The 26533-nt window shown below is 45.5% G+C and carries 27 protein-coding genes; all 27 read right to left on the reverse strand.

Going from position 1 to position 26533, the window contains the following annotated elements:
• Positions 1–35: 35 nt before the first annotated feature.
• Complete coding sequence (gene ureG / locus AC3CHU_RS12935; protein WP_102550945.1) at positions 36–674, reverse strand: urease accessory protein UreG; 639 nt, start codon at positions 672–674, stop codon at positions 36–38.
• Positions 675–720: 46 nt separating this feature from the next.
• A complete protein-coding gene (locus tag AC3CHU_RS12940; protein ID WP_488524698.1) occupies positions 721–1401 on the reverse strand; it encodes an urease accessory protein UreF in 681 nt (226 codons plus the stop codon).
• 41 nt (positions 1402–1442) lie between these two features.
• Entirely contained in the window at positions 1443–2039 is a 597-nt protein-coding gene (locus AC3CHU_RS12945; protein WP_488524699.1) for a HupE/UreJ family protein, read from the reverse strand.
• A 239-nt stretch (positions 2040–2278) separates the two neighbouring features.
• On the reverse strand, positions 2279–2731 hold the full coding sequence (gene ureE, locus AC3CHU_RS12950) for an urease accessory protein UreE (protein ID WP_004735122.1): 453 nt from the start codon (positions 2729–2731) through the stop codon (positions 2279–2281).
• A gap of 130 nt (positions 2732–2861) precedes the next feature.
• The gene (ureC, locus tag AC3CHU_RS12955) at positions 2862–4565 is read right to left on the reverse strand and encodes an urease subunit alpha (RefSeq protein WP_488524700.1); all 1704 of its coding nucleotides are present in this window, start codon (positions 4563–4565) and stop codon (positions 2862–2864) included.
• 41 nt (positions 4566–4606) lie between these two features.
• Positions 4607–4942, reverse strand: a complete 336-nt coding sequence (locus tag AC3CHU_RS12960; protein WP_488524701.1) for an urease subunit beta — start codon at positions 4940–4942, stop codon at positions 4607–4609.
• 11 nt (positions 4943–4953) lie between these two features.
• Positions 4954–5256, reverse strand: a complete 303-nt coding sequence (gene ureA / locus AC3CHU_RS12965) for an urease subunit gamma (RefSeq protein ID WP_488524702.1) — start codon at positions 5254–5256, stop codon at positions 4954–4956.
• Between the two features lie 132 nt (positions 5257–5388).
• The gene (locus AC3CHU_RS12970; protein ID WP_102537820.1) at positions 5389–6336 is read right to left on the reverse strand and encodes an urease accessory protein UreD; all 948 of its coding nucleotides are present in this window, start codon (positions 6334–6336) and stop codon (positions 5389–5391) included.
• Positions 6333–7028, reverse strand: coding sequence for an urea ABC transporter ATP-binding subunit UrtE (gene urtE, locus AC3CHU_RS12975; RefSeq protein ID WP_171329508.1), 696 nt, complete (start codon positions 7026–7028; stop codon positions 6333–6335). Before urtE ends, AC3CHU_RS12970 begins: the two co-directional genes overlap by 4 nt.
• Position 7029: 1 nt before the next feature.
• On the reverse strand, positions 7030–7872 hold the full coding sequence (urtD, locus tag AC3CHU_RS12980; protein WP_488524703.1) for an urea ABC transporter ATP-binding protein UrtD: 843 nt from the start codon (positions 7870–7872) through the stop codon (positions 7030–7032).
• A complete protein-coding gene (gene urtC / locus AC3CHU_RS12985) occupies positions 7869–9041 on the reverse strand; it encodes an urea ABC transporter permease subunit UrtC (RefSeq protein ID WP_488524704.1) in 1173 nt (390 codons plus the stop codon). The genes urtD and urtC overlap by 4 nt, the downstream gene beginning before the upstream one ends.
• Before the next feature lie 10 nt (positions 9042–9051).
• Positions 9052–10680 (reverse strand): urea ABC transporter permease subunit UrtB, encoded by a 1629-nt coding sequence (urtB, locus tag AC3CHU_RS12990; protein WP_488524705.1) that lies wholly within the window; start codon positions 10678–10680, stop codon positions 9052–9054.
• A 159-nt stretch (positions 10681–10839) separates the two neighbouring features.
• The gene (gene urtA, locus AC3CHU_RS12995; RefSeq protein WP_488524706.1) at positions 10840–12126 is read right to left on the reverse strand and encodes an urea ABC transporter substrate-binding protein; all 1287 of its coding nucleotides are present in this window, start codon (positions 12124–12126) and stop codon (positions 10840–10842) included.
• Positions 12127–12420: 294 nt separating this feature from the next.
• Positions 12421–12648, reverse strand: a complete 228-nt coding sequence (locus tag AC3CHU_RS13000; protein ID WP_114633017.1) for a zinc ribbon domain-containing protein — start codon at positions 12646–12648, stop codon at positions 12421–12423.
• Positions 12649–12684: 36 nt separating this feature from the next.
• Positions 12685–13686, reverse strand: a complete 1002-nt coding sequence (locus AC3CHU_RS13005; protein ID WP_488524707.1) for a GGDEF domain-containing protein — start codon at positions 13684–13686, stop codon at positions 12685–12687.
• Between the two features lie 289 nt (positions 13687–13975).
• Entirely contained in the window at positions 13976–14896 is a 921-nt protein-coding gene (locus AC3CHU_RS13010; protein WP_488524708.1) for an alanyl-tRNA editing protein, read from the reverse strand.
• 133 nt (positions 14897–15029) lie between these two features.
• Positions 15030–16511, reverse strand: coding sequence for a ribosome biogenesis GTPase Der (der, locus tag AC3CHU_RS13015; protein ID WP_004735108.1), 1482 nt, complete (start codon positions 16509–16511; stop codon positions 15030–15032).
• Between the two features lie 158 nt (positions 16512–16669).
• Positions 16670–17830: an outer membrane protein assembly factor BamB gene (bamB, locus tag AC3CHU_RS13020; RefSeq protein WP_004735107.1), complete on the reverse strand. Its 1161-nt coding sequence runs from the start codon at positions 17828–17830 to the stop codon at positions 16670–16672.
• A gap of 10 nt (positions 17831–17840) precedes the next feature.
• Positions 17841–18455: a YfgM family protein gene (locus tag AC3CHU_RS13025; protein WP_488524709.1), complete on the reverse strand. Its 615-nt coding sequence runs from the start codon at positions 18453–18455 to the stop codon at positions 17841–17843.
• Positions 18456–18534: 79 nt separating this feature from the next.
• Entirely contained in the window at positions 18535–19803 is a 1269-nt protein-coding gene (hisS, locus tag AC3CHU_RS13030) for a histidine--tRNA ligase (protein ID WP_054548098.1), read from the reverse strand.
• 70 nt (positions 19804–19873) lie between these two features.
• The gene (gene ispG, locus AC3CHU_RS13035) at positions 19874–20995 is read right to left on the reverse strand and encodes a flavodoxin-dependent (E)-4-hydroxy-3-methylbut-2-enyl-diphosphate synthase (protein ID WP_004735104.1); all 1122 of its coding nucleotides are present in this window, start codon (positions 20993–20995) and stop codon (positions 19874–19876) included.
• Between the two features lie 7 nt (positions 20996–21002).
• Entirely contained in the window at positions 21003–21938 is a 936-nt protein-coding gene (rodZ, locus tag AC3CHU_RS13040) for a cytoskeleton protein RodZ (RefSeq protein ID WP_171308761.1), read from the reverse strand.
• A 440-nt stretch (positions 21939–22378) separates the two neighbouring features.
• On the reverse strand, positions 22379–23521 hold the full coding sequence (rlmN, locus tag AC3CHU_RS13045; RefSeq protein ID WP_004735102.1) for a dual-specificity RNA methyltransferase RlmN: 1143 nt from the start codon (positions 23519–23521) through the stop codon (positions 22379–22381).
• A gap of 293 nt (positions 23522–23814) precedes the next feature.
• Positions 23815–24249, reverse strand: a complete 435-nt coding sequence (gene ndk, locus AC3CHU_RS13050; protein ID WP_004735101.1) for a nucleoside-diphosphate kinase — start codon at positions 24247–24249, stop codon at positions 23815–23817.
• Positions 24250–24355: 106 nt separating this feature from the next.
• Positions 24356–25651, reverse strand: a complete 1296-nt coding sequence (pepB, locus tag AC3CHU_RS13055) for an aminopeptidase PepB (protein ID WP_488524710.1) — start codon at positions 25649–25651, stop codon at positions 24356–24358.
• A 206-nt stretch (positions 25652–25857) separates the two neighbouring features.
• Positions 25858–26058, reverse strand: a complete 201-nt coding sequence (gene iscX, locus AC3CHU_RS13060; RefSeq protein WP_004735099.1) for a Fe-S cluster assembly protein IscX — start codon at positions 26056–26058, stop codon at positions 25858–25860.
• Positions 26059–26175: 117 nt separating this feature from the next.
• A complete protein-coding gene (gene fdx, locus AC3CHU_RS13065) occupies positions 26176–26514 on the reverse strand; it encodes an ISC system 2Fe-2S type ferredoxin (RefSeq protein WP_076644811.1) in 339 nt (112 codons plus the stop codon).
• Between the last annotated feature and the right edge of the window lie 19 nt (positions 26515–26533).

Consider the following 26533-nt stretch of genomic DNA (forward strand, 5'->3'; position numbering starts at 1 on the left):
CTACTGGCTTAAAAAGAAACGACCTGATTCAAATCCTACTCAGTCGTAGAAGGCTCCTTCATGGTTAGCATCCCTTCGGTCAAGATAAAGTTGATAATGAAGTCTAAGCCTTGGCTCTCTTTTAGGTTGGTGAACACATATGGCTTGGTTGGACGCATACGCTGCGTGTCTTGCTCCATTACCTCAAGCGAGGCACCCACGTACGGAGCTAAATCGATCTTGTTGATGACCAACAGATCCGATCGTGTAATACCGGGGCCGCCTTTACGTGGAATCTTCTCCCCTTCAGCAACATCAATCACGTAGATAGTAAGGTCGGCTAACTCAGGGCTGAACGTCGCACTCAGGTTATCGCCACCGCTTTCAACAAACACCACATCAAGATTCTTATGCAGCTTAGCAAGCTCCTCTACGGCAGCTAAGTTCATCGACGCATCTTCACGGATCGCCGTGTGCGGGCAACCACCGGTTTCTACACCAATGATGCGATCAGGTTCGAGAGCTTCAGCACGTGTGAGTATCTTGGCATCTTCTTGGGTGTAGATGTCGTTGGTTACCACAGCAATGTTTAGCTTGTCGCGAATCGCCTTACATAGCACCTCTAACAATGCTGTTTTACCAGACCCTACCGGGCCACCAATACCAATTCGAAGGGGTTGCTTATAACTTTCCATTGTCTACTTCCTTATATTCTTTTTGCTACATCGCTAGTGCTAACCGCTACGAACGAAATAGTCGTGTGTATTGTGTTTCGTGCAGTGAACTTGCTAATGCCATTGATGGCGAAAAGCTGCCTATCATCCAATCTTCTATCGAGCATGCCTTTTCGATCACCTCAGGAAAGGTGTTGGTGATATTAATCAATGCCAACTGACCATCGGTTTGACCTAAAGGCACTAGCTTGACGCCTGCGGTGACGATATTTTCAAGCCAACTCCATAAGTAACCTTGCTTGAGGCTTTCTAAATCAATGCCCCAGTGCTGAGCCGCCATACACATGCCCAACAATTGGTTTGGGTGACTATCAACAGAATCCACCAGCGAAATATCGATATCCAAGCGCTTCAACAAGGTGTTCAAGGCATGCCCGCGCTGCTTTTCTTCCGCTCGCAATTCACTGGTTTCACGGCTTGAGTATAAGTAGTTACACCAATGCTCAATCTCATCGATTTCACCCTTTTCTAGAGCGTGATAAAGGCGCTCTAAGATGGGCAATTCCAAAGTCGCGACACTGGAACTGACGATGGTATTAAGCCACTGTTCCATGCTATCGCGATTGGTCACCCACCCCGCTTCAACCGCTAACTCGAGACCTTGCGAATAAGTGAAACCACCAATCGGCAACGATGGACTGATCAATTGAAAGAGACGATAAATGGCGATATTTTCTGTTGTGGTCATACTCTTGCTCTCTGTCTTCTAGAATCAAAAAGTTCGAGAGCTTACGCGCCTAACAGCAATAGTGCGCTTGCTGAAGCCACACCGACCGACATCCATTTAGAGTAAACCGCGCGGCCAACAAACGTACCGATAACCATTAATGCCAGAGCACTGATGCTCATACCGGTTGCGAACTGAGTCAGATTGCTCGCGGCTTCAACACCGTGTGCGTAACCATGGAAAAACAGCATAGCAATAGAAGCGACCAATACGCTGTTTACACGCTTGGTTGATGGTGAGAACACGTGCCATAAACATAAGCTGACGACGAACAGAGAAGCGATAATGGCTGGCTCAACAATTACAGAGAAACCTAAGGCTTGGCCTGCAATAAGCCCTACCACTAAAGACGCCAGTCCACCGCCAATCAGAGCAGCTTTTATCTTGGTTGAAAACGACAGTGCGCCAATTAATAGACCAAAAGCGATCAGCATGATCAGGTGATCCATACCAGTCACAGGGTGAGTTAAGCCAGACATAAACGAGTGAGACTCATGAACCGAGTGAGATCCATGACCAGGGTGAGCCAAAGCCATCGTTGATGTTGTTAGAGAAGTTATTGTGAAAGTGCATAAGCCTGCAGCTGTTTTAAAGTTCATCGCGAGTTCCTTGCTTTATACCAATCGTAGTAAATAATTGCTCACCCTAGCTTGCTAAAATACTCGATAACTGCGTTATAATTTTTGATTGTAGAATAACTACTTATCGAAAAATTATGCCTTGTTCTCAAGCCTTTTTTCTGCGCTATTGTTGATCACTTACTTACTGTGATTGGTATTATTGTTATTAATATCGTTGGTGTTTAAATCAATGTTTTTTTGAGTCACCAATGACTCGATTAATGATGGTGATGATGTCCACCAGAGCGACCGCCATAAGCACCGCCTTCTGGTTCAAACGGTTGTTTCTCGGTGGTCACCTTCGCGCCTAAGCCTTCCACCATTTCATCCAAAACATGGTCGTGTTGGTAACGAACCCAACCCGCTTCCACTTGCAGCGGAACATGACGGTTACCAAGGTGATACGCCACTCGCGTTAAAAGGAGCAGGTCTTCACAGTAAACAGTCGAAACAGTTTCTGGTGCCGCTTTCACTTCTACGACTAAACCGCATTCACTTGAGAGTTGTTCGCCACCACGCAAGATATGACCTCGTGGTAGAAACAGCCCTGCATTGCGCCCGTCATCTAGCATCACCTTAAGGCGGCTTTTGATGCGGCTATCAATAGGCAGGCTCAAGTAACCGTCCGGTGCATTTTGTATTTGAGTATTCAGTTGGGTCAGTTCAATCATGCTATTACCTCAATCTCCTTGTGAGATTTATAACGTTCAAAATAAGAGCCTTCAGCCAAAGAGCCCTCAATTAGGAGCTAAAACAGGAACCTTCAGCTCAGAGCTAAAATGAAAGCCTTCAGCCGAGCTATTAAAATAGAAAATATCTTTGAGCCATTGGCAGCTCTTCAGCTGGCTCACAAGTTAGCAATTCACCATCGGCACGTACTTGATACGTCTGAGAATCCACCTCAATCTTCGGCATCCAATCATTGAGTTTCATGTCGGCTTTGCTGATGTTTCGGCAGTTACTTACTACGCCAATCAAACTCTGCAAACCCAACTGTTTATCAATGTTCTGAGCTTTGGCTTCTTTAGAGACAAACAACATTGATGTGTTCTGACATGCCTTGCCATAGCTACCAAACATAGAGCGGTAGTGAACTGGCTGAGGGGTTGGGATTGAAGCGTTTGGGTCACCCATTGGTGCCATGGCGATCATGCCGCCTTTCAAAATCACGCTTGGTTTCACACCAAAGAAAGCGGGCTTCCACAACACTAAGTCTGCTAATTTTCCGGCTTCGATAGAACCGATTTCATGAGACATCCCATGAGTAATCGCAGGGTTGATGGTGTACTTAGCGACATAACGTCTTAGACGGAAGTTATCGCTGTAGTCTGAATCTTCTTTTAGGCTACCGCGCTGAACTTTCATCTTGTGCGCGGTTTGCCAAGTTCGAGTTATTACTTCACCCACTCGCCCCATCGCTTGAGAATCCGAAGCGATCATAGAAAACGCACCTAAATCATGAAGAATGTCTTCTGCGGCAATGGTTTCACGGCGAATACGCGATTCGGCGAACGCGACATCTTCGGCAATCGATGGTGAAAGGTGATGACATACCATCAACATGTCCAAATGCTCATCGACGGTGTTTATGGTGTAAGGTCGTGTTGGGTTAGTTGAAGAAGGCAGAACGTTCGGCTCACCTGCAGCACGAATAATATCAGGAGCATGACCACCGCCCGCACCCTCGGTGTGATAGGTATGAATCACGCGGTCGCCGATTGCGCCAAGTGTCGATTCAACAAAGCCAGATTCATTCAAGGTATCGGTATGAATCGCAACTTGTACGTCCATCTCGTCAGCAACACTCAAGCAGGTATCGATTGACGCAGGTGTGGTTCCCCAGTCTTCGTGTAACTTCAAACAAACTGCGCCTGCGGCGACTTGTTCACGTAGAGCTTCCGGTTGGCTGGCATTACCCTTACCGAGCAAACCAAAGTTCATTGGGAATTGATCGAGTGATTCCAGCATGCGGTGCATGTTCCAAGGCCCCGGCGTACATGTGGTTGCGTTGGTACCCGTATTTGGCCCAGTGCCACCGCCAATCATGGTAGTCACACCCGATGCTAGTGCTTCTTCAATCTGTTGTGGGCAAATAAAGTGGATGTGTGAATCAATGCCACCAGCCGTCAGAATAGAGCCTTCACCCGCTAAGATTTCGGTGCCCGGACCAATAACAATATCAACACCCGGTTGAACATCTGGGTTGCCCGCTTTGCCTAATGCCAGAACTCGGCCATCTTTAATTGCGACATCGGCTTTCACGATGCCCCAGTAGTCTAATACGATGGCGTTGGTGATCACCAAATCCGGTGTCTCAGCACTTGGACGTTGGCTTTGCCCTTGTCCATCACGGATAACTTTGCCGCCGCCGAACTTCACTTCGTCGCCGTATACGGTGTAATCCTTTTCAACTTCTAGCCATAAATCAGTGTCAGCAAGACGCACTCGGTCTCCAACTGTTGGCCCGAACATTTCGGCGTAAGCCTGTCTGGATATCGTCGCCATGATCAATCCTTTGTTGTTTTAATTATTTCCGTGAAGAGCGCTTAAAGCTTGCCCATCACCTTTCCTTGGAAGCCATAGATCTCTAACTTACCGGCGTAACGCACTAACTCGACGCTGCGCGACTGACCCGGCTCGAATCGAGTTGCAGTGCCCGCAGGAATATTAAGTCGAAAACCTTTAGTGATTTCTCTATCAAAGATCAGCGAAGGATTTGCTTCATAGAAGTGATAATGAGAGCCAATTTGAATAGGACGATCGCCAATGTTTTGAACTTTAACTGACGTTGTGTCGCGGCCTTCATTGAGAGTGATGTCACCGGGAGCGGTTTCTACTTTTCCGGGAACGAATCCTGAGTATTGTTTTGTGGAACCAGCCATATTACTTCTCCCTACACGATAGGTTCATGAACGGTCACCAGCTTGGTGCCATCAGGAAAAGTGGCTTCGACTTGTACATCAGGGATCATGGAAGGGATCCCCTCCATAACGTCATCGACAGTAAGAAGTGTGCGCCCAAAATCCATTAATTCTGAAACGGTTCTACCCTCACGGGCACCTTCGAGAATGGCACTGCTGATCAGTGCAATAGATTCTGGATAGTTGAGTTTTAAGCCTTTTTTTTTGCGCTGCTGTGCCAGCATTCCTGCGTAGAAGATAAGTAGCTTATCTTTTTCTCTTGGTGTTAATTCCATTTAGCCGCCCGCTGTTAGTGTTGTTTTCTTATTGCTCAAAACGCATGAGCAGTAAGTGGGATTCAATCACAGCAAGCTTGAAAAAATGTACCTAGGGTCGGAAGTCACCCTAGGTACAAAAAGGGCTAATCGCTAAGTCGCCCAAATCCTTGGTAAATCAGGAGTCGTACCACATAAATGAGAGCGAGTTGCTTGCCATATCTGACCAAAGGCCTGGAGGATGTCTTCACTCCAATTACCCAAGGCTCGCACCACAATCAATCCTTCTATCTGAGTCGCACCCAATATTAATGTGGGTTCACTCGACGTTTTTGATGTAACTGATTGCTGTGAAGCTTGCTGTGTAATAGATAAGAGCAAGCTCTGTACCAACTCTAAATCTTGCTTCTCATTTGAAGTGATATAAAAGGTTCCCATCATTGAATAGTCAAGTAATCCCATATTTATCATTAACTTATCGCCACCATGAAAATTAAAACCTTCAGTCAGAAGCCTTTGATTATCAAGATAGATTTCTGTTTTCCCAACGAGGTGACCATGCTCGAATCCCTCATTCTGTGCAGGACGTCCAAAACAGTGCATCTCCCAACCCCAAAATTGTGCACCCTTTTCTAGGCGAATTTCAGTATCTAAACGAACGTGTGCATTCGGGAAAAAGATGTTCTCTTGCGGCATCCATTCCAAGCGTGCACCTTTCTTCACTCGTAGGGTCTGCTTCTGCTTGGCGTACTTGTTGTTTGAGCGATAAAACTTGGTCGCACCGGGTGTGGTGATCAACGCATGCGCACCGCTTTCGATGGTCGCTTCAATATTGAGTGTGTCACCACCTACTACTCCGCCGGGGGGATGGAGTAAGTAGGTGTGACACGTTTCCCCATCAGGATACAAGGGGCGTTGCACCGCAAGCGGACCAGACTGCTGACGATTCTTTAAAACGGTTTTATCACCGCGGTCGACAAAAGTGAGGTTTAAGCTCGCTTGCCAACCGTCTCGGATATCTTGCTCGATGGTCTCATTCAGAGACAACACTCCCGCTAAAGAGGTGTTTATTGCTTCACTCGAAGAATATAGAGAGCTCATACGGTTAGGTACTCCTTAATCAAAGACTCATTGAGCCCTTTCATTTCACCTTCTGCTACCTGACGACCACGGTCGAGAATACAAAAACGGTCACCGACCTTTCTCGCAAATGGTAGCTTTTGCTCGACAAGCAGAACCGTGAGTCCCATCTTCTCGTTGAGCATGCGAATGATGTCGCCAATCTCTTGCACGATATTGGGCTGAATACCTTCTGTCGGTTCATCTAAGATCAATAACTTAGGGTTAACCACCAATGCACGACCAATCGCGAGTTGTTGTTGCTGACCACCGGATAAGTCGCCACCACGTCGATGCAGCATCTCTTTTAACACTGGGAATATATCGAAGATGAGCTCAGGGATCTTACGGTCGCCCTTTTCTCGAATCGGCAAGCCTACTTCTAGGTTTTCTTGAACCGTGAGCATCGGAAAGATCTGACGACCTTGCGGCACATAACCGATACCTTGGCGCGCACGCTCTTCAGCATCGGTTTTCAGCAGCGACTCACCCGATAATGAGATATCACCGCTTTCGACCTTAACCAATCCCATGATGCATTGCAGCAGAGTCGTTTTTCCGACGCCATTGCGCCCCATTAGCACTGTGCATTTGCCTTCTGGGATCTGCATGTCCAAATCCCACAGCGTGTGGCTCTCACCGTAATATTGATTAACTGATTTAACCTCTAACATCCTATTCTCCGAGATAAACTTGTTTAACTTCTGGGTGAGCCTGCACTTGCTCCATAGTGCCTTCGGCCAACACATGACCTTGATGAAGCACGGTGACATGGCTTGCAATGGAGCGCACGAAGTCCATATCGTGTTCGACTACCACAACCGAGTGCTTGCCTGCTAGTGAGTTAAGTAACTCAGAGGTACGGTCCATCTCTTGGTGAGTCATGCCTGCAACGGGCTCATCCACCAGCAACAGCTTGGGGTTTTGCATCAATAACATGCCGATCTCTAACCACTGTTTCTGACCGTGAGACAGGTTACCTGCCAAATTCGCCGCTTCGTCTTTTAAATGAATCAGCTCAAGTACCGAGGTCAGCTTGTCTTTCTGCTCACCAGACATCACAGCAATGAAAGTTGCCCACACTGAGCGGTCACCGGCCATCGCTAACTCAAGGTTCTGCCACACGGTTAAACACTCAATCACGGTCGGTTTTTGGAACTTACGCCCAACGCCTGCATTGGCGATTTCGGCTTCGTTCATCTTCAATAAGTTGATGTTCGAACCCAACCACACCTCGCCAGTGTCCGGCTTAGTTTTACCTGTGATGATGTCCATCATGGTGGTTTTACCTGCGCCATTAGGGCCAATGATGCAGCGAAGCTCTCCTTCATTGATGTAGAGGTTCAGATCGTTTATCGCTTGGAAACCATCGAAGCTCTTGTTGACGCCTTCCACGTACAACAACACGTTGTGACGGGTATCGATGGCAGGATGAATATCGGGTTTGAGGTAATCAAAGACTTGGTCTCGACGAGTGAACGCCTGAACCGATTCCTTTACGCTATTAAATGTGGTCATGCGATCACCTCCTTGGCTTTGTGCTGATCATCCTTATCTTTATCTTGGTTTTTCCCATTCGATGCCTTGCGCAGCTGCCGCCACTTTTCACTGACAAAACCAATCACACCTTGTGGGAAGTACATGGTCGAAAGAACGAATAGCCCACCCAGAGCAAATAACCACACCTCTGGGAACTCAACCGTAAACCAGCTCTTGGCGTAGTTGATAATCAAAGCCCCAACAATGGCACCAAACAGAGTGGCACGACCGCCTAAGGCAACCCAAACCACAATCTCAATCGAGTTAAGCGGGGCAAATTCTCCCGGGTTAATGATACCAACTTGAGGGACATATAAAGCCCCAGCAATACCCGCGATAACAGCAGAAAGAACGAAGACCCACAGCTTGATGCCATCGACGTCGTAGCCCATAAATCGAGTACGCGATTCCGTATCACGAATCGCTAATGCCACACGACCTAATCGACTGGTCACCACCATACGACAAGCGATGTAGCTGAGAATAAGCGCAATACCAGTCGCGACAAACAGACCTATCTTGACCCCATCACTCTGCAAGCTCAGGCCGATGATGTCTTTGAAATCCGTCAGTCCGTTGTTGCCACCAAAACCCATTTCATTGCGGAAAAATGCCAGCATCAATGCGTAAGTTAACGCCTGAGTCATGATAGAAAGGTAAACCCCTGATACGCGAGAGCGGAAAGCAAGGTAACCAAACAAGTAAGCCAATGCGCCCGGCACCAACACCACCATTAAGCACGCGAACCAGAACTGATCAAAACCCTGCCAGAACCACGGCAACGCCGACCAATCAAGGAACACCATAAAGTCAGGCAGGATTGGATCACCATAAACCCCACGGTCACCAATCTGGCGCATTAAGTACATGCCCATCGCATAACCACCAAGCGCAAAGAAAGCACCGTGGCCGAGGCTCAATATTCCGAGATAGCCCCACACAAGATCGAGCGCCAACGCCAACATTGCGTAGCTCAGGTATTTACCCATTAGTGAGATAGTGAAAGTCTCGACATGGAGCGGGTGCCCACTTGGTAACATGGTGTTAGCCAGTGGGATAAGAATGACGGCCGCAAGAATGGCAAGGATGGTCAGTTGGCCACCTTTGTCACCACGCATTGCCGAAAGTACAAATGATTTTGACTGCATGATGTTGTCCTTAACCTTCAGCCGCACGACCACGTTGCGGGAAGAGTCCGCGTGGGCGTTTTTGAATAAATAGAATGATGAAAACCAGTACTAGAATTTTGGCGAGAACCGCACCAGCCCATGGTTCTAAAATCTTATTAAATAAGCCAAGGCTGAGCCCTGCGACTAGTGTGCCCCATAGATTGCCAACACCGCCGAATACCACCACCATGAAAGAATCAATGATGTACGCCTGCCCCATATTTGGGCCAACGTTAGTCAGTTGAGAAAGCGCTACACCCGCAACTCCTGCGACGCCAGAGCCTAAACCGAAGGTCATCGCATCAACACGTTCCGATCGAATACCCATCGCACGAGCCATGCCACGGTTTTGAGAAACGGCACGAACCTGCAAGCCTAGTGGTGTCTTTTTCAGAACCATTAATAAGCCCATAAACACCAAACCACAGAACAGGACGATATAAAGTCGGTTATAAGTCAGAGACAACATTGGATTTAATTGAAGTGCGCCAGACATCCATTCAGGCGTGCTTACTGAGCGGTTCAATGGAGAGAAAATCGAGCGAACGGCTTGCTGCAAGATCAAGCTGATACCAAAGGTCGCGAGTAAGGTTTCCAATGGGCGACCATAAAGATGACGAATCACACTTCGCTCGATCACAATGCCCACCAAACCAGAAACAATAAACGCAGCAGGGATAGAGAGTATCAGTGCCAAACCAATATGATTGGGCATCAACAATTGCATGACATAGGTAGTGTAAGCGCCAATCATGATTAGCTCGCCATGAGCCATGTTGATAACGCCCATTACACCAAAGGTAATCGCCAAGCCAATGCCCGCCAGCACCAATACCGAACCTAAGCTCAAACCAAAGAATACCGTTTCAACCCCCGAATAGAGTGCTTGGCTCTGTTGATAACCGTCCATCGCACGCTCTGCCACTGCCAAGACTTTTGGGTCTTGCTCACTGCTCAGTAGTTGATTCAGTGTTTTCAGAACAACCGAGTGTTTGAAGTCACCGACTCGCTCAATCGACGTGACTCGATCTTCAATGGTGGCACTGTTATTAAGAGAGGTGGAAATGGCTAACGACAAATCCATTAGCTCGGCTACTTTGCCATCTGATTCATTTGCTCTGAGTTCAGTGAGTCGTTCGATGATGGCAGAATCTTTGGTTCCTAATAGATCCAGAACCGCTTTGTAACGCACCTCTGTATTACTGCTGTTCAGTCCAATAGAAGCAATTTCCCCGCGTAACATCCCGCGAAGTTTGTTATTCACACGAACTTTTTTAAACTGTCTCGCATTCTCGATATTAAGCGTTGAATCAGTCCATACTGACTGAGCTGACGTCGCTGTTTTGATGTTTTGAATAAGGTAGAGCTGTTTGTACTGCTCGCTCTGTTTCTCATTAAAGTAGTAAAGGTTTCCGTTTAACCAGCCATCTAAAATAGGTTTCGACACATCTTCCGTTTGCGTCTCAATCACCCAATCGATAGCTAATTCTTTATCCGATGTTTTCTTACCAACTAGCGCCTTGGTAAAGCTAGCTTCATCCGTTATTCCAGCAAAAGCCAACTGAGCACTGACTGCTATGAGCAACAGCGCCTTAAATACGTTTAATACGTTTTTCATCCCTGCTTCCTTAACCAACCAAGTTAGATATTGTTATTTTTACTTGGAGGATGTGTGGATAGTGGTTGTTACCTGAAACGATGAGCCTTCCGTTCGCTTCGCCCGTTAAACAGACGCGTTCTTCCCAAACCGAAGGCTCAATATTCCTGAATTGACGCTCTAGTTACCGCCAGAACACTTCTTCGTTTCGACGTTAAACGCACCGCATGAGAATGGCTTCGACCAGCTAGAGAACAGTTTTGCCGATTCAGGTAAGTAACTCGACCAAGCATCACCCGCCACTAGGCCAGTTGTTTCCCAAACGATGTCGAACTGACCATCGTCTTGGATTTCACCGATCAGGACTGGTTTAGTAATGTGGTGGTTTGGCAGCATGGTAGAGTAGCCGCCAGAAAGGTTAGGAACAGACACGCCAATCAAGGCATCTTGCACAGATTCAGGATCGGTTGTGCCCGCATTAGTGACCGCTTGAGCCCACATGTTGAAGCCAACATAGTGCGCTTCCATTGGGTCATTGGTGACACGCTTTTCACTCTTGATGAACGACTGCCACGTTTCAACGAACTCTTCATTGGCTTCGGTATCAACACTCATGAAGTAGTTCCATGCCGCTAAGTGACCAACCAGTGGTTCTGTATCCATACCTGACAGTTCTTCTTCACCAACAGAGAATGCAATAACTGGGATGTCTTCAGATGAAATGCCTTGAGCACCAAGCTCTTTATAAAAAGGTACGTTCGCATCGCCATTCACAGTAGAAACCACAGCGGCTTTCTTGCCTGCTTCGCCGAACTTTTTGATGTCTGAAACGATAGATTGCCAATCAGAGTGACCAAATGGCGTGTAGTTGATCATGATGTCTTCTTCTGCGACACCTTTATCTTTTAGGTAGGCTTCAAGGATCTTATTGGTGGTACGTGGATAAACGTAATCGGTACCTGCAAGTACCCAACGCTCAACTTCAAGCTCTTCCATCAAGTAATCCACAGCAGGGATCGCTTGTTGGTTTGGCGCGGCACCGGTGTAGAAAACGTTTTTAGAAGACTCTTCGCCTTCATACTGTACTGGGTAGAAAAGGATGCTGTTAAGTTCTTCAAAAACAGGCAGCATGGATTTACGTGATACCGATGTCCAACCACCGAACACCACATCCACTTTCTCTTTTTCGATAAGCTCACGTGCTTTTTCTGCAAATAGCGGCCAGTTTGACGCAGGGTCAACAACCACTGGTTCCAACTTCTTGCCAAGCAAACCGCCCTTTTTGTTCTGCTCTTCGATAAGCATTAGCACGGTATCTTTTAGCGTGGTTTCACTGATCGCCATAGTGCCAGAGAGTGAGTGTAGAACACCGACCTTGATGGTCTCATCAGCAGCAAGCACTGTTGCAGAAGAAAATGAAAGTGTTGTACACAGTGCAGCTAGCGATAAATTGAACACCTTGTTCATGATATTACTCCATAATTGTATTTTTGTTATTCAATTACAGAGTTACAAGAAGAGTGCCAAACTTATAAACCAACAAAATTATTTATAAGTAGTTGTATTTATGGGAGTTAAAAGAAAATCACACCAATGGAGTGCATAGCGATCATGTCACTATGTTTCATGCTGGTGCAGTGACGATGAGAATGAACCAAGATGACACATTCCTGTTCATCAGATACAAAAAAGACCCAACACTTTGGTATTGGGTCTTTGATAAAGCATCAACGATAATCGTTCAAACCATGTAGCTTAAGGCTATTCCGCTGGTTGGAATTCGAATTTTACTCTCGACTTAGACTTCAATTCGTTGCAATCGGCATTACAAAAATAGCTCGCCGCACCACAGGCTTGAAGCTTCTCAAGTTGGCTGCTGCACTCAGGGCAAAACCCAACTTTAGTAAAGTGAGCCTGACAACTTTCACAGTGATACTTGCCATCCCAAGTTAGCTCAGACTGGCACTTAGGGCAGATATTTTCACTCATTAGCATTTCCTAATTCACTACTATTTTTACAATCTACTACCGCTGAGACTTGGCTTGCTTGATTTGATACATGTTCTTATCAGCTTGTGCGATCAACTGGTCTAATCCTTGAGGATCTTTCTCACAAGACAACCCAACACTCACTGAGAACTGCACATCATTGATATAAAGCGCTTGTTGCAGTGCTTTCTCTAAGTCGTGGTAGAAGCTAACAATGCTTTTTTGATCATCAAAGCAAGAGAACACCACAAACTCATCGCCACCGTAACGCCCTATCTTGGCACATGCTGTGGTAGCCTCATCGAGGACTTTTGCAACCGCCAACAGCACATCATCACCAAAACTATGACCATAAGTATCGTTAATCGATTTGAACTTATCGACATCAACAAACAGACACGCCATAACCTTGTCACCAAAACATCGCTTAGCCAACACTTTCTCAGCCTCATTAAACAATGCGCGACGATTCAAGCAATGGGTAAGAGAATCACGATTGGCAAAAAAGTTAAGCTGATTCTCCAGTTCAAACTTTTCTAATGCGACCGAATATAGGGAGGCCAATAGCTCTAAGATCTCAAGCTCAAATTCATGCGGCTCAGATATGTACTGGCTATAAATGGCGAAGGTACCCAGTACATGACCGTGCGATGAGATGATAGGTACCGACCAACAGGCATGTAAATTGGCTTGATTGGTTAAGGCTAAGAAAGGTGCCCAGTTTGGATGTGTATTTATATTGGAGACCATCACTGCTTTCTTGAGTGCAGCCGCCTCGCCACAAGAGCCAATCCCTGCACCAATCCCAACCCCTTCTATCTGCTGATTGTAAAAATCAGGCAGGTTTGGGGCATATTCAAGGTGTAAAGTCTTTGACTCAGAGTTGAGCAGTAAAATTGAAGCCATGCGCTGCCCAAAAATCTGCTCGGTAAGCTGAATGATCTTATGGTTTAAATCTTTGCGATCCATCCCTAGAGCAAGCTTGCGCAGCAAACTGTTGACGGCTCGATGGCCTTCTAATAAAAATTGTTGTTCCATTCACTAAAGCTTTCAATTGTGTAATAGGGTACAGCTTGTTCTTATGCAAGCTTGCTATTGGTTAATAATAACACACTAAATAAGCCGTACACACAATCGAAGATCATAGGTTGATCTTTCGCTTTATCTATTTTGATCAGCGATCTACCCCAAAAAGAATATTTATATCACCACACACCGAAAGCATAAGTTACATGTGCTGCATTTCAATTTTAAATAGTGATTTATATTAAAAGTTACATATAAAAATAAAATAAACAGCACAAGCCATTTCGATCTGTAGTCTAAATCATCGTATTACATGCGTCAGCATTTCAATATGCTGGTCATCTAACTGGGTAAACTTAACCGATAAAGACTTAAGCTCTGACGTATTCTCGATGTGAGTACCACCACAAGGAATAGACACTAAAGTGTCGCTATCCAACTGCCATTCCCAATAGCGAGAGTCTGTTAATGCCTCACCTTCCAGTCTCATTGCTACTGGCGTCGAGTCTGCGAGCCAACCTTTAATCATCTGATTGATGTCGGCTTCGATACCATCAAGATTGGTTAGCATGTCTGCAACATTCAAACCGCGCTTCTTCAGGGTTTTTCCCAAACGATATTTATCGGTACACAACTCGGGAGTCACAAAGCTAGTCACTTGCGCGTAGCTATTGAAGTCATAACTGCCAAGCGGATCTTTTCTATCTGCATCTTTACGCCAGTAGCTCTCAGCCAATACTTTATTCAAGGCTAGGAAAGCGATGTGGCCAGCGCTGTGACCACGGCTCAAACTAGCTTGATACTCTTTATCAACCGTCAACATGACTTCGTCGCTAACCTTAATCATAGAAGCAGATACAGGTAGCTGGTGGACAACCACAAACGTCCACCCTTCCGTATCACGCTTAACAGGGATATCTGCTGCGATATGAAGCTTGCCAGTAGATTGTTCTATTGCACCAACAAGACAGTCTTCAACGGGATATTGCACGTCACCAACATTAACAAAGCCTTGGTCTGCAGGGTGATCTGGCCAAATATGACTCACTGGGTGGAAAGGTGTCATGTCGGTGATCAGGTAGGTTTTGCTGTCATCGTTTTCAACGTACAACGCCTTTGCTTTGATCTGCCAAGCCTGATGACAAAATTGAGTGATGGTTGGTGTGATAACTATTATTGGTTTCATGGATGTCGCTGGTGTCATGGAATCGCTAGTGGTCATATCGTTCTTCTTTTGAAATTGAGTCTAATTCGTTAACCCATCACGATATGGAGATATGAGGTTATGGCTTAACGTGAATTTTGCTTAAAAAAATACCCGAGACAGGCTCGGGTATCAAATCTATTGGAAAGGTTTACTTACGACCTTTAACCATGCTCATCATACGCTTACGTTTACGTTCTTGAGAAATTGTCAGCTTGGTTGTCTTAGCTTCAAATGGGTTCTCGCTGTTCTGGAATTGAATGCGAATAGGTGTACCCATAATCTCTAGTGAACGACGGTAGTAGTTCATCAAGAATCGTTTGTATGAATCTGGCAAGTTACGTACTTGGTTACCGTGGATAACGATAATCGGTGGGTTGTAGCCACCAGCGTGCGCGTATTTCAATTTAACACGACGGCCACGAACCATAGGCGGTTGGTGATCATCAGTCGCCATCTTCATGATACGAGTTAGCACAGAAGTACCAACACGAGTCGTCGCTGACTTGTAAGCTTCTTGAACAGATTCAAACAAGTGACCAACACCTGTACCGTGAAGTGCAGAGATAAAGTGAATACGTGCGAAATCAACGAAACCTAAACGACGGTCTAGTTCTTTCTTAACGCGATCTTTAACATCGCTGTCTAGACCATCCCACTTGTTTACTGCAATAACAATTGAACGACCAGCATTCAACGCAAAGCCTAACAAGCTTAAATCTTGATCAGAGATGTTGTCTCGAGCATCAATAAGCAGCAATACAACGTTAGCATCTTCAATTGCTTTCAGTGTTTTAACCACTGAGAACTTCTCTACTGTTTCGTTGATATTTTTACGACGACGAACACCTGCAGTATCAATCAGAACGTATTCACGCTCATCACGCTGCATTGGAATGTAGATAGAGTCACGAGTTGTGCCTGGCATATCGTAAACAACAACACGTTCTTCACCAAGAATACGGTTAGTTAGTGTTGATTTACCAACGTTAGGACGGCCAATGATCGCTAGCTTAATTGGTTGATCTTGAAGGCGCTTGAATTCTTCTTCAGCTTCTTCTTCAGTGAAATCAACTTGCTCTTCTTCTTCGTCTTCAAACTCAGTTAAATCGCTTACTTCGCCATTCTCTGCTTTTAACGCTTCTGCGAACGGGTTAAGAGCAAGATCAATCAACGCTGTTACGCCACGACCGTGCGCTGCAGCGATTTGGTACATGTCTTCTACACCTAGCTGCCAGAAGTCAGCACTTGCAGCATCAGGGTCGATACCATCAACCTTGTTTACTACTAGCATTGAAGGCTTTTCTAGTTGACGAAGGTGCTTAGCAATAGCCACGTCTGAAGGTGTTAGACCCGCACGGCCATCTACCATAAATAGAACGACATCAGCTTCATCAATCGCCGCTAGCGACTGTTCAGCCATTTTAGTTTCAACACCTTCTTCGGTACCGTCGATACCACCAGTGTCAATAACAATAAAGTCATGCTCGCTAAAATGAGCATGACCGTATTTACGGTCACGCGTTAAGCCAGGGAAATCCGCAACCAATGCATCACGAGTTCGAGTCAATCGGTTAAATAACGTAGATTTACCTACGTTCGGACGCCCTACTAGAGCAACAACAGGTACCATAACAACCTCTACAATTTCTTCTCTAAATGTAGTTATAGGTAAGCACTTGATCGCAAGTTTAAACTCTTACCTATAACCACACGGTTTATTAATTTATAACAACAAAACGGCTCCTAGCTGTTACCAACCAGGAGCCGACTGTGAATTGTATCACGCTTTTATTGGCTAATCGTTAGTTTCTTTACATCGCCATTGCGAGTCGTCACTAAGTAGCCTTCAGGCATTTCAATTGGCGCAACCGCAAAGCCGCTATCATCGACGAGCTGTTGAGCAACAAACTCACCCGATGAACGATCTAACCAGTGCAGATAACCTTCTGTATCACCCACAACTACATAACCATTAATAATAGCAGGTGCTGTCAGTAAGCGGTTTTCTAACAATGGAGTGCTCCAAAGTTCAGTACCACTACGCGCATCAACCGCAACCACATGGTCTTTGTCGGTAACAACGAACAAACGACTGCCGTCACTTGCTAAATCAATCGCTGACGAATAGTTACGCTTCCAAATTGGCTTACCAGAACGAAGATCGATAGCGATTAGCTGACCATTAATACCTACTGTATACAGGGTGCCGCCAAGAACAATCGGTGATGCATCAACATCAACCAAACGATCTATTTCCGTTGCACCTTTTGGTGTGCCTACTGGCTGTTGCCAAATAAGCTGACCACGGTCAACAATTGCGGCTGCTAAACGACCATTTGCCGTTCCCCAGAATACACCGCCAGAAACAGCAACAGGCGAGCTATCGCCACGAAGTGTTAGGCTTGGAACTTCAGTGCTAATCGTCCATTTTTGTTCGCCGCTTTCTTGATCTAACGCGATCAACATACCGCGACTGGTATGAACAATAACCATGTTGCTTTCAGTTGCTGGGGATGCAAGCACCTCACCATTTACTGATACACGCCACAGCTCTTCACCGGTTGATTCATCCATAGCGATCACTTCGCCATTTTCAGAACCAACAAATATTTTGCCGTAAGCCGCCGTTAAACCACCCGATAAACGAGCCAGTACTTCTTTCTCAAGATCGACTTTCCACAGCTCTTTACCTGTTTCAGGGTCAAGCGCTTTAACCATACCTTCACGGCTCGCAACAAACACTTTGTCGTAAGCCAATTCTGGCGTTAGTTTTGAAAAGTAGTGGCCAACACCATCACCAACCGACGTAGACCATTCCTGGCTAGGAGTGAACTCGCTATTTACTGTTGGTACTGGCGCCATGATTACGGTGTCTTCTTCACCCGCACAGCCAGCCAATAGGCCAAGAGCAATCGCACACAACGCCGCTTTTGGAAACATCTTCTTCATTCAAAGCGCCTTATTTAGCTAGGTCGTCAAGTTTGATTTGAAGCGTCTGGCTCGCATCAGCTGCTTGTTGTGCTTCAGAATAAGCACTGTAAGCCGCATCTGTATCGCCTTTACGAAGTGAGATATCACCACGCAGTTCAGCAACACGGCCAGTCCAAGATTCGTCAGTCATCGCTTCAAGATCAGTCAATGCTGCGTCAAATTCACCTTGCTCAGCTTTGATACGTGCAGCACGGTAAGTCAGTAGTGGCGTAAGAGCCGCATCCTTAGTTGCCGATTTTGCCCACTCAAGCTGTTCAAGTGCTGCTGCAAGCTCACCCGCTTGAACTTGCGCTTTTGCTAATTGCATAGCAGCAAGTACAGAGTATTCAGCGTCTTCGTTAGCGTCGATAAAAGCTTGAATATCAGATTGAGCATCAACGCCCTTAGCATCAAGAGCTGAAATTACAGAGGTGTAGCCTTCTGAAGCGACTTCACGCGCTTCAACGACTGAATCTTGGTAATAGCGCCAGCCAAATAGACCGCCTAAACCAATAACTGCACCAAAGATTACGGCTTTACCGTTCTCTTTCCACCAATCTTTAATGGCTTCAACTTGTTGCTCTTCGCTATCGTAAAGTTCCACTTCCTGTCCTCTTTAATTCTTTAAACGCCAGCATAGTGCTGACGTTGATATTCATGATGAGCGTTTGCTCAATGGCTAATTAGATTAGCGCAGCAACTTTCTCTGCAACGTCCGTTTGAGACACGGTTTCTTGCTCGCCGCCAACCAGATCTTTTAGCACAACTGTATTGTCAGCAACTTCGTTCTCACCAAGTACCAGTGCTACAACAGCACCTACTTTGTCAGCACGCTTGAATTGCTTCTTGAAGTTACCACCACCGAAGTGGTTCATTACGCGTACGCCTTCAACGGTATCGCGTAATTGATTCGCTAACTGCATGCCTGCGATCATAGTACCTTCGCCAGCAGCAACCACGTATACGTCAACGCTACGGCGAACTTCTGTTAGCTCTAGCGTTTCCATCATAAGAACCAGACGCTCTAGACCCATTGCGAAGCCAACAGCATTGGTTGCTTTGCCACCTAGTTGCTCAACAAGACCATCGTAACGACCGCCGCCACAAACTGTGCCTTGAGCACCAAGGCTATCAGTGATCCACTCAAATACGGTGCGGTTGTAGTAATCTAGGCCACGTACTAGACGCTCATTAACTTGGTATTCGATACCAACAGCGTCAAGAAGTTCACACAAACCAGCAAAATGTTGCTTCGATTCTTCACCTAAATATTCAGATAGTCGAGGTGCGTCACCTAAGATAGCTTGAACATCCGGGTTCTTAGTATCAAGTACACGTAGAGGGTTAGTGTGCATGCGACGTTTGCAGTCTTCATCTAACACATCAATGTGTTGCTCAAGGAAAGCCACTAACGCTGTACGATAGCTTACTCGATCTTCTTGAGAACCGATTGAGTTCAGCTCGAGGCGAACGTGCTTATCGATGCCTAGTTCACGCCATAGACGTGCTGTCATCATGATAAGTTCTGCGTCAACGTCTGGACCGTCTAGGCCAAACACTTCAACACCACATTGGTGGAATTGACGGTAACGACCTTTTTGAGGACGCTCGTGACGGAACATTGGACCCATGTACCATAGGCGCTGCTCATCACGGTTGATAAGGCTGTTTTGAATACATGAACGTACACAACCTGCTGTGCCTTCTGGACGCAGCGTTAGGCTATCACCATTACGGTCATCAAAGGTGTACATCTCTTTAGAAACAACGTCTGTCTCTTCACCAACCGCACGGCTAAATAGGTTCGTTTCTTCAACGATAGGCATACGTACTTCGTTGTAACCGTATGCACTCACCACACTTTTAACTGCGCTTTCTACTTTCTGCCACAGTGGTGATTGAGTTGGTAGGCAGTCGTTCATGCCTCGAATTGCTTGGATATTTTTAGCCACAGTATTTATTCCGTAATTTCTCACGACCAGGTGTTAGTGCGAATAGACAATCACACCCCATCGCGTTGTATTAATCTTCTAAGTTTTCTACATCAATGCGATTTGCTTTATCAAGCACCGATGCTTTTGCTCGGATCTTCGCTTCAAGCTTGTCGACAAGGTCATCGTTGTCAAAACGCTCTTTCTGACGCTTACCGTCTTCGTAGAAGGCACTCTTACGAGCACTGCCCGCAAGGCCTAAGTGAGACACTTCAGCTTCACCAGGGCCGTTAACGACACAACCGATGATAGAGACATCCATTGGAGTCACTATGTCTTCTAAGCGTTCTTCAAGGGCGTTAACGGTGTTGATAACATCGAACTCTTGACGAGAACAGCTTGGACACGCAATAAAGTTGATGCCACGCGAGCGAATGCGCAAAGATTTAAGAATATCAAAGCCCACTTTGATCTCTTCGATTGGATCTGCTGCTAGCGAGATACGCAGCGTATCGCCGATACCTTCAGACAATAACATGCCTAAACCTACAGCCGATTTCACAGAACCCGCACGAGCTCCACCCGCTTCAGTAATACCTAGGTGAAGTGGTTGATCAATCTGTTTAGCAAGCAAACGGTAAGAACCGACGGCTAGAAATACATCAGAAGCCTTCACGCTGACTTTGAATTGATCAAAGTTCAGACGGTCTAGGATATCGACGTGACGCATTGCAGATTCAACCAGCGCTTCTGCTGTAGGCTCTGTGTATTTCTCTTGGATCTCTTTTTCAAGAGAACCGCCGTTAACACCAATACGAATCGGGATATTCATATCACGAGCACAATCCACAACAGAGCGAATGCGGCTTTCGTTACCGATGTTACCTGGGTTGATACGCAGACAGTCAACCCCATACTCTGCCACTTTAAGAGCGATACGGTAGTCGAAGTGAATGTCAGCAACCAAAGGAACAGAGACCTGCTGCTTGATTAGCTTAAAGGCTTCAGCGGCCTCCATAGTCGGTACAGATACGCGAACGATATCTGCCCCCACTTTTTCCAAAGCTCGAATTTGAGCGACGGTCGCGGCGACATCTGTTGTTCTTGTGTTGGTCATGGATTGCACAGCAATTGGTGCACCATCACCGATCGGCACATCACCCACATAAATACGGGTTGATTTGCGACGAATAATAGGAGATTCGTGTTGCATATTAACTCTAAGGTAAGGTTATTCTAGCTACTTTGCCTGAAGTATACCCAGAAAGGTCGACAGGTTCACTTGCAAATGTCATCGATACGCCTTCAGGCGCACCCAGAATCACTTTATATGGTGCAGTTCCAGAAAGATTTAATGTCTGGCCTGCTTTTTTAATGCCGGTAGATAACGTTTTGCCCGAAGCATCTTTCACTTGGATCCAGCAATCAGCAGAAAACTGCATCACTAGCTCGTTAACCACAGCTTCAGGCGCTACAGTCTCTGATTCTGCAGTAACAGAAGTAACGTCCGCTGCTTCTGGTGCTTCTTCAATGACTTCAACAGGGTCAAGAGTTACTGAATTTTCAGCTGAACTCACTTCAGTAAGCTCATCAGAATTTTCAGTAACAGGAGATGTTTCTGTGTTTTGCTCGGCTTCAATCACTTCTAATGAAGTCAGCTCAGGATCAAGCGACTCTTCTACCACTAGCTCTTCCGAGCTTTCAGTATTGGCTAAAGATTGAGATAAGGTGTCTTGCTGTTGGTTCTGCCACCACCAAAGTGAGGAGATACCCACAATCACAGCAAAGATACTCCAAGTAAGGAGCATAATACGGCTGTTGTGCTTCTCGGTTTTAGTCTTACGAGAGAAGCTCAACATTTCTTGTTCTTGATGTTGGGCATCACCAGAATGATGAAGCGCGTTCAACACGACTTTTTCATCAAGATTGACGTATTTCGCGTATGAACGAATGTAACCACGCATAAAGGTGGCAACCTGATCTGACTCGAATTGGTTTTCTTCAATTTGCTGGATAAGCGTAACGCGTAACTTCAAGCGATCAGAGATCTGCTTTTGTGTTAAACCAAGAGATTCTCGTTTATTTTTGAGCAGCGTTCCCGCTTCAATTGCTGGAGCGACAGTTTCTTGCGTTTGTGTTTCTTGTTCTGTGTTCATAGAGAGTGAACTTCTAAAGTATTATTGCAGGTTGATGAGAGCATTTTTTATTTTCGTTTAAGCTCAATCTTACAACCTACTATGTGGAATTTTTCCTGTCACCCGGTTCATCAACCCTTAAAGTAGAAAACCACACACTGTTGGTGAGCGACTTTCTCAGGAAGCTAGTTTATCAAGTAGCCAACCTAAATAGACACATTGACGATTATCGGGTAACAAGCGAGCACTTAAATTAATTTAAGATTATTTAATCATAAGCTAATGCCATTACAAGGCAAAAACACTTTCGACAAAATTTACCGTCAGCTCATGGTTTTGTCCAAAATTTAACGAAAAATGTAAGAAAGCGTGGGGAAAAAATCCAATTTTTGGAAATTCACCTTCCAGAAAAGCAACAAGCCAGAAGGAATCCTTCTGGCTTGTTTAGATCTAAATGGTATTTAAACCGCTTTTACTTGAATCACATCACCTGCGATTAAGTTAGCTTCAGAGGCGGCTTTCAGCATTTTAGTACGCTTGGTTCTATCAATGACATCACCAACCAACTGACCACATGCGGCATCAATATCATCGCCACGTGTTTTACGAACCGTTACTGTGTAGTTGTATTCCATCAGCGTTTTTTGGAAGCGATCAATACGAGAGTTACTTGGCTTCTTGTAAGGCGAACCCGGATAAGGGTTGAATGGAATCAAGTTGATCTTACAAGGCGTCTCTTTCATTAGCTCAGCAAGTTCACGAGCGTGGTCCATATCATCATTCACATGATCCAATAGAACGTACTCAACCGTTACTTTACCGCGGTTAGCATTTGAAGAAGCAATGTAACGACGAACCGATGCTAGGAAATCTTGGATATCCCAACGGTCGTTGATTGGCATGATTTGGCTACGTAGTGCATCGTTTGGTGCGTGTAGAGAAATCGCCAGAGCTACATCGATGTTGTCTGTCATCTGATCAAGACCAGAAACAACACCAGATGTTGATACTGTCACACGACGCTTAGACAGTGAGAATCCTAGATCATCAAGCATCAGCTCTAATGATGGAATTAGGTTCTTCATGTTAAGCAGAGGCTCACCCATACCCATCATTACGACGTTAGTAATTGGACGACGACCCGTATCTTTCTCTAAACCGATTTCACGTGCAGCACGCCAGATTTGACCAACGATCTCTGAAACTTTCAGGTTACGGTTGAAGCCTTGTTGAGCCGTAGAGCAGAATTTACATTCAAGCGCACAACCTACTTGCGAAGATACACATAGCGTCGCACGGTCACCGTCTGGGATGTATACCGTCTCAACGTCTTGGTCACCAACGCTCATCGCCCATTTAATGGTGCCATCTGCAGAGTGCTGAGCTTCAGAAACGATAGGTGCAACAATCTCACAGCGATGCAGCAGTTTCTCACGTAATTTTTTGTTGATGTTGTTCATTTGTTCGAAGTCATCGACACCGAAGTGATAAATCCACTTCATCACTTGCTCTGCTCGAAACGCTTTCTCATTCAGTTCTTCTGTGAAAAATTTACGAAGACCTTTACGATCAAAATCGAGTAGATTGACTTTAGCTGTGGTCATGATGCCTCTCAATGACGGAACAATAATTAAGGGCGCGAATTGTACAGGCTTTACGCAACTTCAACAAGCGCTGTAAAACCCTGTGTTTATTAAGACATTCAAAGTTAAGCGATTAAAATTTGAACAACTGTCTTGTTCGGTCTGAGAATAACCAATTTGAAGAAAAGATTCCCGATTACACTCCTACGTCGCTCTCGGGAATGACGACTAAATAGATTATCGAGAATGCAAAGTCCACATACGAAAAAGGCTTCACCGAAGTGAAGCCTTTATTGATACTTGCTGTTGTCTGCTTATTCAGCTGGACGTGGGCAAATTTCAGATTCTGGGAAGAAGAATTCGATCTCACGAGCTGCAGACTCAGGGCTGTCACTGCCGTGTACTGAGTTGTAACGCATGCTGATTGCGTAGTCAGCACGGATAGTGCCGCAAGCCGCTTCTTCTGGGTTAGTTTTACCCATTAGTTCACGGTAACGAGCGATCGCATTTTCGCCTTCAAGTACTTGAACCATGATAGGACCAGAAGTCATGAACTCTTTTAGTGGTCCAAAGAACTCTTTACCTTCATGTTCTGCATAGAAGCCACTTGCTTGCGCTTCAGTAAGAGAAACCATTTTAGCGGCAATAATCTGTAGGCCTGCTTTTTCAATGCGGTGGTAGATTTCACCAACAAGGTTACGCTTAACTGCATCCGGCTTAACAATTGAGAACGTTCTTTCTAGAGCCATAGGGATTCCTTCACTTCATTTTTTTGTTATTAAATACTGAAATTACTAAGATCATTCGATCTGAGTTGATGAATAAGCGGTATCGAAATACCGCTCACTCTTATTATTATTTTGCTTGGTCGATAAGAAGACGAGCCAGTGTACGAACACCCATACCGGTCGCGCCTGCAGCCCACTTATCACTTGATGACTTACGGTAAGTACCCGCGCAGTCCATGTGAATCCAACCTTTTTTGTAGTCATCTACAAAGTAAGAAAGGAACGCAGCAGCGGTACTTGCACCCGGAGTGTAATCACCAGAGCTGATGTTTGAAAGATCAGCAAAATTTGAAGGCAACATGCCACGGTGGAAATCAGCAAGAGGCAATGGCCATAGGCCTTCTTTCTCTTGGTTTGCCGCCGTTAGTGCTTGGTGAGATAACTCATCATCGAAGCTCAATAGCGCGTGGTAGTCGTTACCCAGTGCGTTTTTAGCCGCGCCGGTTAGCGTTGCACAGTCGATGATCAGCTCAGGGTTTTGTGCACTTGCGTACATCAAACCATCAGCAAGAACCAAGCGACCTTCCGCATCGGTATTCATGATCTCAACCGTCTTACCATTTTTGTAAGTAATGATGTCGCCAAGCTTCAATGCACGACCAGAGATCATGTTCTCTGCACAACATAGAATAAGCTTAATACGCTTGTTCAGGCCGCGTTCAATCGCTAGACCTAAACCACCAGTAATAGTCGCCGCGCCGCCCATGTCAGCCTTCATTGCTGTCATGAATTGACCTGGCTTAATGCTGTAACCGCCTGAGTCGAAAGTAATACCTTTACCAACCAGACAAGCAAATACAGGTGCGCCTTCGTCGCCGGTAGGGTTGAAGTCCAGTTGAAGCATTGCAGAAGTACGCTCAGAGCCGCGACCTACCGCGTAGATGCCTTCCCAACCTTCGGTTAGTAGGTCTTTGTCTTTAACGATTTTCGCTTTAACTGTGCCCGCAGGAGCTACTGACTTGATGTATTCCGCAGCCATCGTCGCTAATTGACGAGGTGCCACTTCTTCAGCGGTTTTGTTGATAATGTCACGAGTCCAATCAGTAGAGCGAATGCGAGCTTCTAGCTCAGCTTGATCGGTTTCTGAAAGTGTATCCCATTCCAATGCATTCTTTTTCTTTGGTCCACGGTAGCCTTGGTAAAAAGCCCAAACGCTTTCTAAATCCCACCCTTCACCGCTAAGTGAAACCAATGCGATACCTTGTCCGTCAAGCGTACGACCAGCACGTTGAACCGCCCCTAAGTCGTGGCCTTCACCAATGTGAATTGTCGCTCCCGCTTCAGAAAACGATAAAATAGCTCTTGCTCCCCACTGAGGCTGGGCAGCTTCTTGACTTAAAAATACTGACATCTGTGTAGACATGATTTCTCCTTGTCATGAACCACCTTGAGTGTGTGGTTCTGATTATTTTTTATTAGCGGACTGATGTTAGCATTATGTAGGAGAAAAATGTCATTTTGATAAAAAAACGGACCATAAGGTCCGCTTTTTTTAGTAAGAATTGTTAACTTGGCTGTATTTTATATTGGATAAATTCCAACCAACGGCCAAATTATAGAACAAGAGGGCTAGTCCATCTCATCCATCCAGCACAAAATAATGGCCTCTAGAATTTTCTCATTCGAGTGATTCGGCTCATCATCAAAATCTTCAAGATCTAACACCCATTGATGCAAGTCCGTAAAACGTACGGTTTTAGGATCGGTATCTGGGTATAAATCACATAGTTCAATCGCAATATCTCGCGAATCAATCCATTTCAAGCTCATAACACTTCCTTATATTTATCAGCGACGATTTGTCATCTTCATGATTTATATTCTATGCCAGTTTTACTAACACGTTTAGTCGAGCTGAATTCTTAATGCTCTTCAGAAGCTGAGTGCTTAGTGCTCTTCAGAAGCTAGGTTCAATGTGTACTTTGGAATCTCAACAACAAGGTCAGTATCCGCCACTTTAGCTTGGCAACCAAGACGAGATTCCATTTCCAGACCCCATGCTTTATCTAGCATGTCGTCTTCTAGGTCATCACTTTCTTCTAATGAGTCGAAACCTTCACGAATCACAACGTGACATGTAGTACATGCACACGACTTTTCACATGCGTGTTCAATACCAATACCGGCCTTCAGTGCAACATCAAGAACCGTCTCACCAGCTTTTGCTTCTAAAACAGCGCCTTCTGGACATAGATCTTCGTGAGGTAAAACAATAATCTTTGGCATGTTTATCTATTCTCTAACT

The sequence above is a fragment of the Vibrio sp. QJM3NY_39 genome (assembly GCF_057785895.1).